General features: G+C 42.0%; 20 protein-coding genes. 10 read left to right on the top strand and 10 right to left on the bottom strand.

What is annotated here, in order from left to right; all coding sequences use genetic code 11:
- Positions 1–244: 244 nt before the first annotated feature.
- From IQ276_RS01280 to IQ276_RS01250, 7 genes are all read left to right on the top strand, one after another.
- Positions 245–613, top strand: coding sequence for a cyclic nucleotide-binding domain-containing protein (locus IQ276_RS01280; RefSeq protein WP_193917907.1), 369 nt, complete (start codon positions 245–247; stop codon positions 611–613).
- 252 nt (positions 614–865) lie between these two features.
- The gene (locus tag IQ276_RS01275) at positions 866–1,225 is read left to right on the top strand and encodes a Lin0512 family protein (RefSeq protein ID WP_193917909.1); all 360 of its coding nucleotides are present in this window, start codon (positions 866–868) and stop codon (positions 1,223–1,225) included.
- 230 nt (positions 1,226–1,455) lie between these two features.
- Positions 1,456–1,791: a hypothetical protein gene (locus IQ276_RS01270; RefSeq protein ID WP_190881907.1), complete on the top strand. Its 336-nt coding sequence runs from the start codon at positions 1,456–1,458 to the stop codon at positions 1,789–1,791.
- Between the two features lie 354 nt (positions 1,792–2,145).
- Entirely contained in the window at positions 2,146–3,240 is a 1,095-nt protein-coding gene (locus tag IQ276_RS01265; RefSeq protein WP_193925171.1) for a phosphotransacetylase family protein, read from the top strand.
- Positions 3,241–3,354: 114 nt separating this feature from the next.
- Positions 3,355–3,858 (top strand): DNA recombination-mediator protein A, encoded by a 504-nt coding sequence (locus tag IQ276_RS01260; RefSeq protein WP_190881909.1) that lies wholly within the window; start codon positions 3,355–3,357, stop codon positions 3,856–3,858.
- Positions 3,859–4,096: 238 nt separating this feature from the next.
- On the top strand, positions 4,097–4,492 hold the full coding sequence (locus IQ276_RS01255) for an MAPEG family protein (RefSeq protein ID WP_073641922.1): 396 nt from the start codon (positions 4,097–4,099) through the stop codon (positions 4,490–4,492).
- Positions 4,493–4,695: 203 nt separating this feature from the next.
- On the top strand, positions 4,696–5,187 hold the full coding sequence (locus tag IQ276_RS01250; protein WP_073641921.1) for a YajQ family cyclic di-GMP-binding protein: 492 nt from the start codon (positions 4,696–4,698) through the stop codon (positions 5,185–5,187).
- A 113-nt stretch (positions 5,188–5,300) separates the two neighbouring features.
- Here IQ276_RS01250 and IQ276_RS01245 read toward each other — a convergent pair whose 3' ends face one another.
- The 3 genes from IQ276_RS01245 to IQ276_RS01235 all read right to left on the bottom strand — a co-directional run bounded on the left by IQ276_RS01245 (position 5,301) and on the right by IQ276_RS01235 (position 7,683).
- Positions 5,301–5,858 (bottom strand): glutathione S-transferase family protein, encoded by a 558-nt coding sequence (locus IQ276_RS01245; protein WP_190881911.1) that lies wholly within the window; start codon positions 5,856–5,858, stop codon positions 5,301–5,303.
- Positions 5,859–5,864: 6 nt separating this feature from the next.
- Complete coding sequence (locus tag IQ276_RS01240; RefSeq protein WP_190881912.1) at positions 5,865–6,329, bottom strand: hypothetical protein; 465 nt, start codon at positions 6,327–6,329, stop codon at positions 5,865–5,867.
- Positions 6,330–6,489: 160 nt separating this feature from the next.
- Positions 6,490–7,683: an RNA-guided endonuclease InsQ/TnpB family protein gene (locus IQ276_RS01235; protein ID WP_193922408.1), complete on the bottom strand. Its 1,194-nt coding sequence runs from the start codon at positions 7,681–7,683 to the stop codon at positions 6,490–6,492.
- Positions 7,684–8,181: 498 nt separating this feature from the next.
- On the opposite strand from IQ276_RS01235, the gene IQ276_RS01230 reads away from it, so the two are divergent.
- The gene (locus IQ276_RS01230; protein WP_193922406.1) at positions 8,182–8,904 is read left to right on the top strand and encodes a tetratricopeptide repeat protein; all 723 of its coding nucleotides are present in this window, start codon (positions 8,182–8,184) and stop codon (positions 8,902–8,904) included.
- Positions 8,905–9,071: 167 nt separating this feature from the next.
- On the opposite strand, the gene IQ276_RS01225 is transcribed toward IQ276_RS01230, so the two are convergent.
- Positions 9,072–9,482 carry a slr1601 family putative cell division protein gene (locus IQ276_RS01225; RefSeq protein WP_193922404.1) on the bottom strand — a complete coding sequence of 137 codons (411 nt, stop codon included), beginning with the start codon at positions 9,480–9,482 and terminating at the stop codon, positions 9,072–9,074.
- A gap of 429 nt (positions 9,483–9,911) precedes the next feature.
- A complete protein-coding gene (gene psaM / locus IQ276_RS01220; RefSeq protein ID WP_073641916.1) occupies positions 9,912–10,043 on the bottom strand; it encodes a photosystem I reaction center subunit XII in 132 nt (43 codons plus the stop codon).
- 157 nt (positions 10,044–10,200) lie between these two features.
- Between psaM and IQ276_RS01215 the strand changes: the two genes are divergently transcribed.
- Positions 10,201–11,529 (top strand): FGGY-family carbohydrate kinase, encoded by a 1,329-nt coding sequence (locus IQ276_RS01215; RefSeq protein ID WP_235115338.1) that lies wholly within the window; start codon positions 10,201–10,203, stop codon positions 11,527–11,529.
- Between the two features lie 432 nt (positions 11,530–11,961).
- Here IQ276_RS01215 and IQ276_RS01210 read toward each other — a convergent pair whose 3' ends face one another.
- Entirely contained in the window at positions 11,962–13,227 is a 1,266-nt protein-coding gene (locus IQ276_RS01210; RefSeq protein WP_193918811.1) for an IS701 family transposase, read from the bottom strand.
- A gap of 23 nt (positions 13,228–13,250) precedes the next feature.
- Between IQ276_RS01210 and IQ276_RS01205 the strand changes: the two genes are divergently transcribed.
- The gene (locus tag IQ276_RS01205; protein WP_193918813.1) at positions 13,251–14,633 is read left to right on the top strand and encodes a hypothetical protein; all 1,383 of its coding nucleotides are present in this window, start codon (positions 13,251–13,253) and stop codon (positions 14,631–14,633) included.
- A 143-nt stretch (positions 14,634–14,776) separates the two neighbouring features.
- Here the strand turns inward: IQ276_RS01205 and IQ276_RS01200 are convergent, their stop codons facing one another.
- The 4 genes from IQ276_RS01200 to IQ276_RS01185 form a co-directional block, all read right to left on the bottom strand.
- Positions 14,777–15,031: a hypothetical protein gene (locus IQ276_RS01200; protein WP_235115337.1), complete on the bottom strand. Its 255-nt coding sequence runs from the start codon at positions 15,029–15,031 to the stop codon at positions 14,777–14,779.
- Positions 15,032–15,180: 149 nt separating this feature from the next.
- On the bottom strand, positions 15,181–16,143 hold the full coding sequence (locus tag IQ276_RS01195) for an N-acetylglucosamine kinase (RefSeq protein ID WP_193918815.1): 963 nt from the start codon (positions 16,141–16,143) through the stop codon (positions 15,181–15,183).
- A 14-nt stretch (positions 16,144–16,157) separates the two neighbouring features.
- Positions 16,158–17,423 carry an MFS transporter gene (locus IQ276_RS01190; RefSeq protein ID WP_193918817.1) on the bottom strand — a complete coding sequence of 422 codons (1,266 nt, stop codon included), beginning with the start codon at positions 17,421–17,423 and terminating at the stop codon, positions 16,158–16,160.
- Positions 17,424–17,483: 60 nt separating this feature from the next.
- On the bottom strand, positions 17,484–17,873 hold the full coding sequence (locus IQ276_RS01185) for a GxxExxY protein (RefSeq protein WP_193918819.1): 390 nt from the start codon (positions 17,871–17,873) through the stop codon (positions 17,484–17,486).
- Positions 17,874–17,876 lie beyond the last annotated feature (3 nt).

Below are 17,876 nucleotides of genomic sequence, written 5' to 3'. Positions count from 1 at the left end.
GTAAATAACAGCCTTTTTCTTAACAATCTTGAAACAAATATTGAGTATTTGAACTGAATGAATCGACGTTGACGAGTATTTGAACTGGATGAATCTACCTTTAATACTCGTTAATCAATCCTTAACCAATCGGAAATATTGCGGAGATTGGAGTTAACCAACAGAAAGTAGTATACTTTTCTGGGTTCTCATGGTGCCTATCCAAAGATTTCATTCAAAAACTAAGAATTTTGGGGTTGCTCTAATGCTAAGTCCTGTAGTCACAGTCGGTATATTTCAAAAACAACCCAATCCTAAAGTATTTTCACTAGGCGAAGTCATCTTTGAAGAAGGACAGCCTGGTGATATTATGTACGGCATTGTGGAAGGAGAAGTGGATATATTAGTCAATGGTAAGGTTGTAGAAACCATTGAGACGGGCGAAGTTTTTGGTGTGGGCATACTTGTAGGAGTAAAAAATAGAACTTACACAGCGATCGCCAAGACGGACTCCAAACTTGCTTTCCTTGATGAAAAAGGATTTCTCTTTGCTGTTCAGGAAACACCCATGTTTGCCATCAAGGTAATGAAAAGCTACTCAGAGCGCCTGAGTAGGTTGTTGCATACGCTCTAAGGATTTCGAGGGATGAAATCTCGTTGAGTAGATATAGCAAGGGACTGGGGACTGGGGACTAGGGACTGGGTGAAAAGTCTTTTTGTGTCTAGGTTTTATCATCTGTTAATGTCCTAACCACCAAGGCTTTTGCTATAAAGATTAAAATTTCTCGTTTTGATGCAATCGATGATACACAGTAGGGGCACAGCATTGCTGTGCCCTAAGATTGCTTGTATTTGATCCAAGGTGCAAAATTTGCCGGAGGTTGCAATGGCGCGTAAACGGTTGATAATTGAAATGGGAATGGGAATAGATCAGCATGGACAAGAACCGACAGTAGCGGCATCTAGGGCGGTACGCAATGCGATCGCTAATAATGCTTTACCCGGTGTTTGGGAAGTGGCTGGTTTGAGTCATCCCAATGAAATGATTGTGGAAGTTCAAGTAGCAGTACCATACCCAGAAAAAGTTAGGGAAGAGGAAGTGCTAGCCGTACTACCATTTGGCCGGAAGACTCTCACTGTAGAATCTGGGGGGATGATAGTTCAAGGGCGAGCGATTCCGGAACTCAACGATCAAAATGATGAAATGTTGATTGCGATCGCCGCTGTGACGGTTCTAGTTGAATAATCTTAGTCATAATGAAGTTAGCGACTCAGCACTAAACTACAAACATTGGGATAAAAATCTCTGGCAGTAAGTTCAAAAATCAGTTATCGGCGATGGAAGTTTGAGTTGGGAATTAAAAACAGTTATTCGTGAACAGTTACTAGTGTTCAATGATTTACAATTTCCAACTAAAAAACCGTTCAACTGTTGACTGATTTAATACACTACTAATCTTCACCACTGCTAGTACAATGTCTCCAGAACATAACGAATCACTCCTTCAGGAAATCACCAAACTCAAACCGAAACATTTTGCTGATTTAGTCAGATCTGCACAATTGATTTTCGATCCCACAGCGGGAGTTTCGGGAAGAAATGTAAAAATTGACTGGGAACAATTCGGAATTCCCGCTGATGTAGCGGACAATCTCAAATCACTTGGTAAGCAGTACCAATACGCATCTCCTCATGTTCCTGCTGAAGACATTTGGAGTAAATTAACTCCAAAAACTCGTATTTGGTTCGTAGAAAATAAAGATAGATTGTGGCAATTTGAGGAAGCTTTTCCGGCACTTGATGAAGATTAAATAAGAATTCAGAATTCAGAATGGGCTACGCCCCGCTGCGCTAACAGAATTCAGAAAAGTAGGTTGGGTTGAGCGAGAGCAAAACCCAACATCCTCATGACTGTATTGGGCTTCCTTACTCAGCCGAACTTTACATCAGTTGGTTTCCATTAATTCAACTTCCGAAGTATAAATTCTCTTTCTCCCCACACTCCCCACACTCCCCACTCCCCACTCCCCACTCCCCCTACTATTGATTCAGAAGTTCTTCTAAGAAATGCTAGTTTATAACAGCAAGAGGCTTTTGCCAGAAGGAACTAGAATTAGGAAACACCTAGCTGGGTTCTTCTGACTTTTGAAATTAGGAGTGCATGTGTGCCCAAATCCCCTAAATATTTGCTGATTGGATCAACCGAGACTTACAGCGGTAAATCTGCAACTGTTCTGGGTTTGTCTCATCAGCTACAGCAAAAAGGACTGGATATAGCCTACGGTAAACCGCTCGGTACGTGTTTAAATTCGTCTAGCGGAACTTTAATTGAGGAAGATGTCCAGTTCATCGCTCTTAGCCTCAATTTGCCGGAAAACCGTGTTGCACCTACAATGCTGGCTTTGGATGAACTAAATGTGCAAAAACGCTTGCGTGGGGAGGACAAAACCAATTATCAGCAGTCGCTATTACAGCAATATTCGCAAATGTCGCCTGGAGATTTGGTATTGCTAGAGGGACCTGGTGATTTGTATGAAGGCAATTTGTTTGACTTATCTTTGCTACAACTGGCTGAAGTATTGGATGCTGGCGTGCTGTTAGTAACCCGCTATAAATCTTTGCTTTCAGTTGAAGCATTATTGGCTGCTAAGCAACGTGTAGGCGATCGCTTGATTGGTGTCGTCATCAATGATATCCCTGTGGCACAACTAAAAGCAGTTGACACTCTGTTGCGCCCGTTTTTGGAACAGCAGGATATTCCAGTACTGGGAATGCTGCCAAACAGCGATTTGCTCAAGAGTGTCAGCGTTGGCGAACTTGTTAAGCAATTAAAAGCTGACGTTCTGTGTCGCAACGATCGCCTAGATTTGTTGGTGGAAAGTCTGGCAATTGGAGCGATGAATGTCAACTCGGCTGTGAAATATTTCCGCAAACGCCGGAATATGGCAGTTGTAACAGGGGGCGATCGCGTGGAAATTCAGCAAGCTGCTTTGGAAACTTCTACCCAATGTTTAATTCTCACCGGGCAACTACCACCTCCACCGTTCATTCTCAGTCGTGCTGAAGAACTAGAAATTCCCATTTTATCCGTTGACTTAGACACCCTCACCACAGTCGAAATTGTTGACCGCACTTTTGGTCAAGTCCGCCTCCACGAGCCGATTAAGGTTCAGTATATTCGCCAGCTGATGGTTGAGCATTTTGACATTGAGCGTCTGTTATCTAAACTCGGTTTAACTCCCGCAACGGCTTTGTCTTAGCATCTTTATGTCTGAAAATTGAAAAATTGTAGCAATGTCTAACTCAGGTTTGCCTCGCACCTACACGCTCTTTGGTAGAATATCTGGGTCGTTTAATCTGATGCATGTCTATCTTTGAGCCAGTCAACAGACCTTATTAACGTAGATACATTAGCGCAAGAACTGGCGACAATCCAGCAAACGGGTTCTAAAAGAATCGCCTTGCTGGGTTCTCGTCATGTGCCGATTACGCATCAGAATCTTATTGAAATGATGACTTATGCCCTAGTTTTATCGGGTAATCGGATCATCACTTCTGGTGCTATAGGTACAAATTCTGCTGCCATCCGGGGAGCAACGCGAGCCGATCCAAACTTGTTAACGGTGATTCTACCCCAAAGCTTGGAACGCCAGCCTTTTGAATCCCGCCAACAACTAGAGCAGGTAATGCATTTAGTGGAAAATCCCAGTAATGATAATCTGTCTCTTGCAGAAGCTAGTTACCTGTGCAACAAGGAAATTGTCTCTCGTTGCCAGCAACTGATTTGCTTCGCGTTTCACGACAGCCGCACTTTGTTGCAAACTTGTCAAGATGCAGAAGAACAAAGAAAAGTGGTGACACTCTTCTACTTCGATTAGTCATTTGTCATTTGTCCTCTCTTACAAAGTTCCGTACACTGGGGGATGGCGGAGCCAGACGTTGGGGGACACGGCTTAGCTACGCTATTGCCGGAAGCCGGCATACCCTGCTGCGGGATCTTGCTACAGACTTTGCCCTTTGTGCTTTGTCCTAGTTTGTGTTGAGCAGAGCAAAACACGTCTATGTATTTGACCAATGACGAATGACTAATGACCAATGACTAATGACTAATAACTAATGATAATTTTTTTGTACTCGATCGCTGCTGCTGCCGTTCTAATTTACGTGCCATTTTTGGTAGTAGCTTATGCCCGTGTGCGTGTTGGGTACGATCTCTCTGCCCCTCGCGCTATGTTTGATAAATTGCCACCATACGCTCAAAGAGCCACCTGGGCACATCAGAACTCCTTTGAAGCGTTTATGGTATTTGCCGCAGCCGCATTCATGGCATACGTAACTGGTGTAAATTCTTCTACAGCAGCAACGGCTGCGATCGCTTTTGTGGCTGCCCGTTTTCTTTACTCAATTTTTTATATTTTGAATATACCCCTTTTGCGATCGCTAATGTTTGGCATTGGCTCCCTTGGCTCTGCTATTCTCATATTCCTGAGCATCATCCAAGCTAGTAGTTAATTGGGGACTGGGGACTGGGGACTGGGGACTGGGGACTGGGGACTGGGGACTGGGCGATAAGGGAGATGAGGAAGAATAATAACTCCTCACTCCTAACTCCTAACTCCTCACGGGCTAAATGCCCCGCTACCGCTAACAGCACTCCCAATGCCCCATACCCCATCTAAAATCTAAAATCCAAAATCTAAAATCCAAAATACTCTATGGCTTCTACTTTTTCCTTTGACATTGTGAGCGACTTTGACCAACAAGAATTGGTTAACGCTGTCGATCAAGTTGCGCGAGAAATCAAAAGCCGTTATGACCTCAAAGATACTCAAACTACCGTTGAGTTGGCTGAAGAAAGCATTAATGTTAGTACTGACAGCGAGTTTACCTTAGATTCTGTACACAACATCCTGCGGGAAAAAGCCGCTAAGCGTAATCTCTCCCAGAAAATCTTTGATTTTGGGAAAATTGAATCAGCAAGCGGTAACCGCGTGCGTCAAGAAATTAAACTCAAAAAAGGCATCAGTCAAGAAATCGCCAAACAAATTTCCAAATTGATTCGTGACGAATTCAAAAAGGTACAAGCCTCAATTCAAGGTGACGCTGTACGGGTTTCTGCCAAATCTAAAGATGACTTGCAAGTTGTTATTGTGCGGCTAAAACAAGAAGACTATCCTGTGGCTTTGCAATTTACAAATTATCGGTAAAAGGGATTGGGGACTGGGGACTGGGGACTGGGGACTGGTTATTAATTCTTATCCCTCACTCCCTCATCTCCCTCATCTCCCTCATCTCCCCAATCCCCAATCCCCAGTCCCTTTTACGTTCTTGCACCGATAGTTTTTTGAAATGCCGGACGTTCAGTCAATTGCTTCATATAATTCAACACCGCGGGGTAAGGGCTGAGGTCTAGTTTTAGAAGCATGGGAATGTAGTTCAAAACAGAACCCACTGCCACATCAGCAACAGTGAATTCATTGCCCAGCAAAAAAGGTTGTTTACTGAAAATTTCATTTAAGGTAGTCAACAAACGTGGTATTTGGCGATCGCGATTTGCTTCTACCAAAACTGCTGTAGTGAGGGTGGAATTGGCAAATAACACCCACTGGTAAATCACAGCACGTTCTTCTAGTGAAACTGGAGCTTTTCCATACTTATCCGTGAGATAGAGCAAAATTGCCCCAGATTCCCAAAGCTGAAAATCTCCATCAACAATTCCTGGAACTCTTGCAAATGGATTAATTGTCAAATACTCAGGCTGGAGGTGTTCACCCGCCTGCATATCAAGCTTGACGAATTCGTAGGGAACTTCTAGTTCCTCTAAATACCAATGAACTATGGAAGCTCGACTACGAGCGCTACCGTAAAGTTTTAGCATAATTACCTAAAGAACTTTGTGAGTGTGAGAATGTTGCTTAACGTTATCTTCTTTAGTAATAACTCTAGTAGCATTTAGCACCCGCTTACGGTCAACGGAATACTTGAATTCAGTGTACGTTGTACCCAAGGGAATGAGGGATTTTGCAGACTCACGACGCTTGTAAGTACGAGCTGCTGCAAACACCCGTGGTATAAACTCCTCACCGAACTGAGCCGACTGTGGAAAGCCATCTGGCACAAATTGTGAATCGCCATCGAGGACAGCTCCCAAAGTCGTTGCATAAGCCAGCTTGTACGAGGTAGGAATGCCCTTTAGCAGCGCTTCCAAAGCCGCAGAGGGAATCGGTTCTATAACTTCAATTTGATAAACTTCTCCATCTTCCTTGATGAAGCAGGTTGCCAAGCCGATAACAATGTAATCATCGGTTGCGAGATCGGGGGCATTGGGATAAGAAATTGCGGTTGTCATCAGAAAATTTCTCAAAAATTAAGGATTGGGGATTGGGAATTGGGGACTGGGGATTGGGGATTGGAAAACTTGTTGCCAGCCCCGTAACTAATCAAGCTTGTTGGCATTCCACGAATTTGTCGCTGTTACTAGTTGAGTTGTAGATTGCGACGTAAACTACCTACACTGATGCAACGCATACAGTGTAGGCTTTTAGCAGCCCTGAACTGTCTGTGCTGAGTTCACAACACAAACAGTTCGAGCCTCTAGGCTGGTTTACAAATACAGCCCCAATAGCAGCAATATTTTTTGCTCCATTAAAATCAGCGTCACCACTCCAAGAACAAGTCTCATTCATACATTTGAAACGCTTGTCAGAACGCAGTCCAATATGTACGCATTGGTGGCAAGTAAGGCTTGTATACGCCGGAGGTACAGCAATTACTTCTACCCCAAATTGAACACCTTTGTATTCCAAAAAAGAACGCAATTGATAAAAAGACCAAGAGTTTGAACGTCTACGTTCTGTCTTGTTTCTTGGCTTTTGATTGGTTCTTTCACGAATGCCGGACAAGTCTTCAATTGCTACTGCTGCGTTATTTTTTAATGCGTCCTGAATTATGGACTTGCTAATGTTGTGGTTTAGCCATTGTTGAAATCTTCTCTCCTTACCCGACAGCCGTTTCAAAATCTGTCTTGCCCTGCGGCGAGTAGACCTTTTGCCTTTCGTGGCTTTTTTCTGGAGAGATGTTCTCACTCTGGAAAACTTATCCCTAACATCGTTAATTTGTTTTCCATCCCACTTATCACCATTACTAGTTACAGCAATATCACGACGACCAAAATCAACGCCAATTACGTTATTAGATTTAATTGGTGCTGGTGGTTCATCCTTGATTTGGATGTGGATGTAATAGTTGCCATCACGATGTTTACATAACTGTGCTGATGTTGGTTTTCTACCTTTTAATTTACCTCTTTGATAATTACCAGCATCAATTTTGATGTGTTCTCTACCATTCATCAAAGTCAAACTAACAGTCCAGTCTTTCTCTCTAAATGAGAAAATCCTGGCATCATAATCAGCCGATGTTGGCTTAAATTTTTTAACTGGCTTATCTTTGAGCTTGGCAGTTTTGCGATTAGCCCCAACTCTGGCACAAGCACGAACAGCTAAATTTGCACTCAAACCAAACAAAACGCGAATCTCGTTATAGACCATATTTTGAATAGTGGTCTTGCTAGTTATCTGAGCCTTAACTTTCTGATTGGCATAGTTACACGCCGACTCAAAGGCTTTGAGTACCAGTTCAATTTCCTCTGTTTGTTTTTGACAGGGGTTGAGTTTGCAAACTAGCGTCAATACTTGTTCCATGATTTCGACCTAATCACGTATGAGTATATTACATCAAAATAGTCGTGTTGTAGCAAGGATTTATCTGGTAAAAACTCAACACTGAACCCGAAGGGTTCAGTGTGAGCCTCCTTGCGGAAATAGGTGAATAAGAATAGCATTCCGAATGTTTCAAAAGCTTAGAAATACAGGATTTTTAATTTTTTACTGGTCGCGTGGTGCTGGAGACTGACAACAAATTTTTCAATCCCCAGTCCCCAATCCCGCAGCGATAACGATCTGGGAAATTTATCTTGGCTATTTCTGGAATTCACCTTAGGGATCAAGTATCCATGATTAGGTTTGAGGAGCAATGGTTTATTTAAGGCGCAGATTTCCACTTATGTGAGTAGTTAAGTTCTCTCTGAGGATGGTTTTTACGTAACCTTAAATACTCTAAAAATAGACATATTCGTAAATACACTAGTAAATAAAAACTAGAATTTGATTTCACAAAGCAGGCATTTTAGGAATAAATATATGAATATTCACCCATTTTTAGCTTCCGGTGACCATCCAAGTAATCAGTATAAAAAACTTGTTATCAATAATACCAATAATTATCAAGATCAGAGAACAAGCGATCGCAGTGAATTAGAGGACAGTTACTTACGCTCTTATGCTTTGAAGTTGGCTCAAGAAGGAAATTATACTGAAGCGATCGCACTTTTAAGCCAACTAATTTTCCGCCATCCTGACAATGCGATTCACTACAACAACCGGGGGCTGATTTATTTCCAAAGTGGTGAAATGCAAAAAGCTTTTTGCGACTATAACACCGCCCTCAAACTAAACCCGTATTTGCCTAGTGCTTACAACAATCGAGCAAATTACTATGCTGCTTGTGGGGAATTAGCAGCAGCACTCACTGACTATGGTGAAGCGATTAATTTGAATCCTCGTTACGTCCGGGCGTGGATTAACCGAGGCATTACTTTACGCGATTTGGGTCAATACGAAGAGGCAATTGAGAATTTTGAGGTAGCACTGCTTTTCGGTCAACTCGAAGGTCACATTTGGGCTGAACGTGGCAGGACTTATCATCTTTGGGGTGACTGGAATTGTGCGATCGCGGATTATCGTCGTGCCCTTACTCAACTACCTCCTGTAAACAACAGTAAGGACGTTACTGGTTATCGCTTGCGTTTACAACTCGAAAATTGGCTTAACGAGCTGCTATCTCCTGGGCGTCCTAATTGGTAGATGAGCCATTCTGGCAAATTCAAGATTCCAAAAATGAATTCTTCATTTTGAATTTGGAATTGGAGTATAGGGACGCTGTTATTTACTAGTAATAATATAAATTTTCACCCGGTTTATACGTAGCCAAAATCACAAGGAACAGAATAATCCCAAATTCGATATTTCTCTTAGGGTAATAAATCTGTTTGTTCAATTACTCTCCCATCCTGATTCATCAGCACCACCCGACGCTGGCTGGGATCGAATCGATATCCTTGTTGTTGTCTAATACTTTTAGCTTGCTGGGGATCAAAGTTACGGCTAAATTCTGCCTGTAAATTGTTGACGTGTCCTTGCATCAAGTTGACTTCAGTGTGAATTTCTCGCAATTTTTCTTGCTGTAACCAGTGATAAGGCAAAAGTTGTACCAAGGCAGATGCGGCGGCGGCTGTAATGAAAAGATTAACAGCGATCTTGGCAGTACTTTCCAATGCCATCACTTGGTAAGAACGTTGACGAAGATGCCGCTTTGGGCGGGGAATGACCCGGCGTTTTTGTATCGGTTCTGACGGTGGTCTCGAAGGTTGAATCGCGTTCATGATCCTAAAAAATAACCTCTCTTGGTGAAGGGAAGCACTATGAAAAGTGCTAATTGCTGTTAGCGGCAGCGGGGGGTTGAGCCAGTGCTGAGTAGTTAGGAAGAAGTAATAAGTTTCTCACTCAGGTTTTTTAACCTTACTCAGCACTGGCTCAAAGCCCCGTAAAGCGTGCGGCATAGCTACGCTTAGGGCACAGCCTCTCGTAGAGAACAAAGCTAACAAGACTCAGAACTCCTGAATGCTTGATTTAGCTGTCATATTACTTCATTTTTTGGAAATAGCTACAAGTGCTGCACAAGTTAAAAAATAACCTGGCTTACGTAAGTGCAGAGCTTCATAACTACTCAGGGCGTAAAGCCGTAAGCGTTTGAAAATTGCACCCCCGTAATGCCAGGGTTATTAGCTTTTCAACTGTGTCACATCGTAGCCTTATTTGTAAAGTTCTGTGGCTAAGCGCCAAGCTAGAACTCCTGGAATCAGCGCCACAACTAGAGCGATGTACACTTGAGTATCTGAGAGGGAAGATACTTGAGCGATGTACAGAGTGTCTAAGATAGGCATGGCTCTTAATCTCCTAACTTGAATAGATTTTGAACTGTTCGTTTACTACTTTTCCTTGTTTTGCCAGATTCGTGGAAGATCTTGTTACAAGATGCAACAAAAGCAGTTATCGATCAGTAGTCGTTAGTTATTATCCATTAAAAAAATTTATAAATCTATGGGTTTGTATTTGGGTATCGACTTCGGGACATCTGGCGCACGCGGTGTGGTGATTGATGAGAAAGCTAGCATCCAGGCAGAGGTTCGATATCCTTTTGAGGATTTACCAGTTGCGGTGATGCCGAGTTGTTGGCAGGAGGCTTTGTTTGCGCTGCTAGAACACATACCTGAGGGATTGCGGCGAGAAATTGGGGCGATCGCCATTAACGGTACTTCTTCCACTGTCTTGCTGGTGGATGCTGCTGGTAAGCCAATAGACGCACCGCTATTGTACAACGACGCGCGGGGATCATCTGTGCTAGATGATTTGAGGAGCATAGCACCCCCCAATCATACCGTCTTAAGTGCCACCTCTAGCCTTAGCAAACTGATTTGGATGAAGCAATTACCTTCTTTTGCTGAAGCTAGATATTTCCTGCATCAAGCAGATTGGCTAGGATTTCTGCTGCATGGGTATTTAGGCATTAGCGACTACCACAACGCTTTAAAGCTGGGTTATGACGTGGAAGAGTTGAAATACCCAGAATGGCTGCAAAAGTTGCAAATACCGATTCAACTACCCAGAGTTTTACCACCTGGTACTCCCGTGGCGGAATTACGTTCTGAAATTGCAGATAAGTTTGGTTTTCGGCGTGATTGTTTGGTGTGTACTGGGACAACTGATAGTATTGCAGCTTTTCTTGCCAGTGGGGCAAAATTACCTGGTGAAGCCGTGACTTCCCTGGGTTCAACGCTGGTACTAAAACTTTTGAGTCGTACCCGTGTAGAGGATGCGCGGTACGGAATTTATAGCCATCGCTTGGGTAAATTGTGGTTGACTGGAGGTGCTTCTAACACTGGGGGTGCAGTGCTACAGAAATTTTTTACCAACACTGAATTAGCAAGCCTTAGCCGTGAGATTGATGCATCAAAAGCCAGCGAGTTAGATTATTATCCATTGTTGAAAGCAGGCGATCGCTTTCCGATTAACGATCCCAATCTACCCCCACGATTGGAACCACGGCCAGATAACCCAATAGAATTTCTACATGGATTGTTAGAAAGTATTGCCCGTATAGAAACGAGAGGGTATGAATTATTACAAGAAATGGGAGCAGACAAGTTGACTCGTGTTTACACTGCTGGTGGTGGCGCAGCAAATGACACTTGGACTGCTATTCGTGGGGGGTATTTAAAAGTGCCTGTCATCGCCTCAACATATACCGAAGCTGCTTATGGCACAGCATTGTTGGCGATGGGGGGACGCGGGGATGAGGGAGATGAGGGAGATGGGGGAGATGAGGGAGATGAGGGAGATGAGGGAGATGAGGGAGTGACGGAGAAATAATCAATGCCCTATGCCCCATGATAGATATCTGATAAATCAGTATCTATCCGGGTGACAATCAACATATCTCGGCCGATACTGGGATTATTAGATACCGGACTATAGGATTCCAGGTTTCATGATCTGGGCAGCTATTCGGGGATGGGTGCTTTGCGGTAAGCGAATGTCATCTATCCCCTTTACTAATTATTTTACAGCGCTTTTGAAGAAATATAACTACATTACTCCCTACTCTCTGTATCAATTTATAGTCGACGGTTGGGTGAGGCGATCGCTCTTAAAGACGTAACTATCAGACTCGGAAATCTCATGAGAAGATAAGTTTTGATTTCCCATTCTGAGAGTAAAAATGAATCCAGATCAGAACTTCGAGAAAATTCAAACTACAAATGACTGGCGATTAATTCCTGGTTATCGGGACTTAAACAAAAATTAAGCCCAAATAAAGCCCAAACTAGCTTTGTAAGCAGCAAATACGTCACGGTTGAGAGTCAACCAATCAAAAAATCGATAAGACATAGCTGTTCTAAACGCTTCTAAAGCTTCAGTAAAAGTATTCAAAGGTTTGTTAGCCCACCTTCGTCTTAATCCCCCAGTCAACTTATGCCAAAGAATAAAAGTATATGCACAAAAAACTAAGATAAAATGTCGAAGTAGACTTCTTTTATCTCGGACTTGATATTCTTTTAGCCCTAACCAACCCTTAGCCTCTCGATAAAAAACTTCTACCCAATTTCTGGAACTGTAAGTGTCAACTATCCATTGTGGTGTAATAATTGATGAAGAAAAATTAGTGATGAAATAGTCAATATCAGTGGCATCCGTGAAAGTCGCAGCGTTCATGACGATAGCAATATTTCGCTTTCCACTTAGACCTGTTATTTCTACTTCTTTAGTTACTACCCATAATGTTTTGGCTTTATCTAAGTTGAGTTTAGTTTCTGTAAAAGCCTCTTTAGGTAGGCATTGTGCTAATTCATCTAGCCTAATTGTTTGTTGAATATTATCTTCCAGATTGAGAATTACTTTGCGATTTTTAGCTAATCCTCCTAAATACTTTAATTGACGATTTTCTAACTTTAATAAAAAGGATGTGTTGTTGCCGTAGCCAGCATCTACAATTACTATTCCTGGCTGATAGCCACGGTTTAAAGTCTGGTCTATTAATTTAATTGCTAATTCCGGTTTCTTCTCAAATTCTGAGTCTTGTTTCCCTTCAGGTAATGAATCAGCGTGCTGATATAGCTCTATATCTAACGGTAAGCTTTTTCGTCCATCATATAAATGTGTTGTTACTACTACTATCCCATTCTCTGTTTTGCCAATTTCTCCGATATACTGTCTTCCTACTCCATCCGTAAAATTACCGCTTTTTCTATGTCCAGAATCATCAATTATGAGGCTAAAACCTCTACTGATTCTTGTCTGACTACATTTATTTATGATCTCTAAGCGCCGTTCGTTAACTTGGGAACTAGACCAAGGTGCTTCGGTTAAAAAGTGATGTAATCGGTGGTAAGTCACCCCTACAGCATTCTCTGCTATCTGAAATAAGTTTTTTCTCTCACTTTCACCCAATAATCCCCCTACATAGTGTCTAAACTCTCTTTTTTGAGCCTTATGAGTAAACACATCATCAAATCGCTGACACCATCTTTCAAAGCATGGAGGCATGGCTGCGGGGGTAGTTTCTTTCATGAGCTTTTTTTAACGTGAAAGCTATGCTAGTTAAGCATTATACTCTTTTTCCCTTTCCTGTTTTGTTTAAGTCCCGTTATTTACATGAAGGCTACACAGATTTTGAATCTGCACATATTTTACTGGGTCGTTTTTTAGCAGATAGAACCTCTATTGATCCATTTTCTGAAAAAGAAATTGTTGCTCTTAATGACATTTTTGAATGGGGACATGGAAAGCCATTAGAAAAGGTGATTAATTCTCGGGCAGACTTGGAGTTTCTGTTGTTGCATCCGAATTTATTACGCAATTCGGTGATTATTATTGAGCCGTGGGAACATGTGGGCGTTAATACTCTTGGCGAAGAAGTTCGGGCTTCCAAAAACATTGCTTATATTGCTCAGAAAGTTGCCGATATGGACTCAATATTGTTTCCTGCTTGGTCAACTGGAGTTATCGATCCAGAATTAGTTGTTCCAGCAATTACTTCGGGTTATGCAGTGGTAATAGAAGGAGGCGATCCCTCGGTCTATGATGCATCCACTTGGACTAGTCCGGTTTGTCCACGAGAAGATATGTTTGCGTTAGTGGAAAAATTACTGATCTCGCGATCGCCTGTTAGCGCTCCTGCTATCTTCATTTGTGTAGGACATCAACTAGCTGCTGAATGTCATATCCGGTTGATTCACCGAGCAGTCAAAGAAGTCTTGGGTACAAAATCTCTAGAACGTGACAAGGAGGCGAAAGCACTTAACTCACTGCAAGAGGTTGTGCAACGCATTGCAACTATGGGCGAAACACTTCAAGTCAAAAAGCGTGATGGACGCTTGGTTGCTTCTGGGTGGAATGACAATCATTTTGCAGTGACACGCAACGAATTAAAAGAAGTTGGCGATCGCGTCCTATTACCTTACCAGTCCCCCGATGGCAAAGTTTCAGGTATTCCCTGGGAAATCATTCATGCTCATGATATTACTGCTGACACCCATGAAGGTGTAATTGACACAACAATTCAATATGAACATGAAGTATCAATTTCAATGTTTCATTCAGATGAAGTTAACGAAGAGGCAATACTATTTGCTAACTGGGCTTACCGAAGTATTCATGACGCTATTGTTCCTTATCGACACATAATCGCTGGAAGTCCTTTATCATGGCTAATACAACTGCCTGATGCCGTTGAAATTCTCTGTTCAACTGCGATCGACGGTGAAATAGTTACAGAGTGTTCCGCTACCTGTATTAACTACAAAGACTTTGAAACCAAGAAAATTCGACGCTCCTTTACTTGCCAATTCCATCCAGAACTGTTGTCAGATCTCCGTGCAATTGGTCACTGTGAAGCTCCGTCTTATGCAAATCTCAAGAAAAATGATGGTGTCCGCTTATTTGTAAGGCTTTTATATACTGGAATGCAAGAGTGAGCCTCAAAGTAGCGAATCTCGGATAAGCAGGGGAAGCCGGGGAGGCAAAACTCAACGCCAGCCTCCATTTCTCCCCCTGCTAAAGATTGCTTGCCTCAACCAAGAAATTCCAAAACCTACGCAGTATTGGGACTCATATTTGATTATTGAAATACACGTAGGGGAGCCAGCCGCGCAGCGTTAGCGACGTAGGAGCGTCGGCAGTCCGGTCTTCTCCCAAGGGGAGACGCCAAGGGCGATAGCGCCGGCGGCAAGCGAGTCTGCGAGCGTCTGGGGGTTCCCCCAGGAGGAACTGCTGTACATGGTTTCCCGACTTGAGCGGACTGGCGTTGCGTTATGCCAAAGGCTAACGCACCACACAAAGGTTCGGGTGCGTTAGTTAGGCTATGCCATAACACACCCTAGATACTACTTAGATTTTTTCAGAAATCAAATCATAGTCCTATATCATGTCCGACTGAATACTTATACTTAGGGCTGACGTAAAAACGCCCAGACACAGGGAGGCGGAGAATTTTGAATTATAAGTAATTAAGTGGACTTCATATTATTTTACTAAACTCTGTAGCGCCAAAAAACTAGCACCATCAGCAGATTCATATCTGGGAAAAATCACTTTTATATTAGGAAATTTATTAACAATAGATGCTGAAAATCTCTCATGTATTTTGGATCTACCCCGCCATACACTTCCCGTTGTGACTACTTCCAAAATTGAGTCAGGACTAAAAATTGCATCAATGACTGTAGATGTAGCTTTTACCAACTCTTTAACAGCATCATCAATTATATTATTCCCTACTTCATCACCTGACGCTGCTGCTAAATCCACAATTGGTGCTAAAGCAGCTATCTGTTTGACTCCCCATTCTCGCCGATATATTACTTCTATTAAATCTTCTATACTTTGCAAACTAAGATGCTGTTTAAAAGCCTCTATCAAACTCGTTGGCATTTCCCGTCCATCATAAGATTTTAATGCTGCATTCATTCCAGAAATAGCAATTTTATAAGCACTACCTTCATCTCCTAAAATGTAGCCCCAGCCGCCAACTCGCTTGATATTCCCCTGATGATTTCGCCCAAAAACTATGGAACCAGTACCTACAGCAACCACAATTCCCACATCATAACCAATTCCACCAACTAAAGCAATCAAAGCGTCATTACAAATTACAATATTTACTGGGTCTAACGCCCAATTAATAGATAAAACTTTGCTATTTTGTAACTCTACCACTATTTTTTTTACTACTTCGATATCTGATGCACGCCCCACACCTGCCAAACCCAGACATATTGCTTCAATAGTAATAGGATTTATGATTTTTATTGCTTCATTTACCGCAGCGTAAATTGCACATTCAATTGATTTGAGAGTAGCTTCAATACCTATACTCTGATAGTTAGATGCTCCAGCTTCACCGCGTCCTAGCACTTGACGCGAATCATCCATCAAAACACAGACAGTCTTACTACCGCCGCCATCTATTCCCAAAACATAACGCATAACATCTAAGAGTGTTAATTATTCGTAAGTTTCGATTCTTCTTTTAACGGTATAAAAAACAGAGCAATCATTCCAGGAATTGTGAGCAAACAGATCAAAATAAAAAATAGTGGATAGCCAAGTGCTTTTTGCAGATAACCGCTAATTAATCCGGGTAACATCATGCCTAAAGCCATAATGCCAGTTGATATGGCAAAGTGGGAAGTTTTGTATTCACCTTGTGAAATGTACATTAAGTAAACACTAAAAGCTGTAAACCCGAAACCATATCCGAATTGTTCTAGGGAAACCAAAGGATATACTAATGTTAGTGAAGGTTTTGTGTAAGCCATATACACATAAAAAATATCCGGTAAGTTCAATGCTAAAGCCATAGGCAAAAGACATTTTTTTAATCCATATTTGGAAATTAGCAAGCCTCCTAAGATTCCTCCAAAAATCAGGGAGATTACCCCAAATGTTCCGTAGGCTAAGCCGACATCTGATGTTGATAAACCTAAGCCTCCTACTTCTGGTTTGTCTAATAGAAATAAAGAGGCTATTTTGACAAGCATTGCTTCACCAAGTCTGTAGAGTAAAATAAAAGCTAAAATGTTGATAATTTTATTTTGCAAAAAATATGAACTAATAATTGACCAAAAAGGTATATTTTTTATAATTTGTGGCTGTCGTTGATTATCTGATTCGGGTACGGGTAAAATTAGGCGATGAAAAATAAACAAGATTGCTAAAATGAAAGCTGAGAAGCCAATAGCTAAAGTCCAACTGAGAGGGATATTGTTAAGAGAGACTTCAAGCTGACCTGCGATGACTACTAATATTCCAGAACCGAAGATAACAGCAAGTCTATAAAATAGTGAACGAATGCCGACAAAAAAGGCTTGTTGTTCGGGAGATAAAACTAGCAAATAAAAGCCATCTGTGGCAATGTCATAAGTTGCAGAAATGAAGGCTCCTATTGTTAATGCTGTGAGGGAGATGAAGAAGAAGTTTGGTAGTTGTAAACAAAAGGCTACCAAACCTAAACAGGCGAACATGGCTAATTGGGTGTAAATTATCCATTTGCGTTTGGTGGAGTAAATATCGACAATTGGTCCCCAAAACATTTTGATGACCCAAGGTAGATAGAGAAAGCTTGTCCATAAGGCAATTTGAGCGTTATCTATTCCGAGTTTTTTGTAAAAGATGACGGAAACTGTGTTGATGATGACGTAAGGTATGCCGGAGGTGAAATATAGGGTGGGAATGAATGTCCAGGGGGAGGTTGTTTGGTGTTTCATGGGTTTGGGGAACGAACCGCAAAGGGCGCAAAGGGCGCAAAGAAGATGAAGAAGAGAAGATTAAGAAGAAAGGATGATGCGTTTGATGCCGTCTTTGAGGAGGGGAACGTTAAAGTTGATAAGGAGAGCTAGGGGGTAATGAGTCATTTTAAGGTATGAGATGACTTGGGCTTCATGAATGGGGGTTAAGTTTTGAACAGCTTTCAATTCAATAATTAGAGAGTCTCCAACCAAAAAATCTAATTTGCCCTCACCTACTGGACGACCTTTGTAGCGTACTTTTACCGGATGCTCAAAATTATGGGGTATTCCGCGAATTAAAAATTCTTCTTTGAGTGCCTTGTGATAAACCTCCTCTAAAAACCCTGCCCCTAATACCTGATGTACCTCAATCGCTGCCCCAATCACCCTATAAGCTAGATTTTCTACCTGAAAACTTGGTTGTCTCATCTT

The sequence above is a fragment of the Desmonostoc muscorum LEGE 12446 genome, assembly GCF_015207005.2.
Classification (GTDB): Bacteria; Cyanobacteriota; Cyanobacteriia; order Cyanobacteriales; family Nostocaceae; genus Nostoc; species Nostoc muscorum.
Note: the sequence above shows the minus strand (reverse complement) of the source record. Positions and strands in the feature narration are given on the sequence as shown.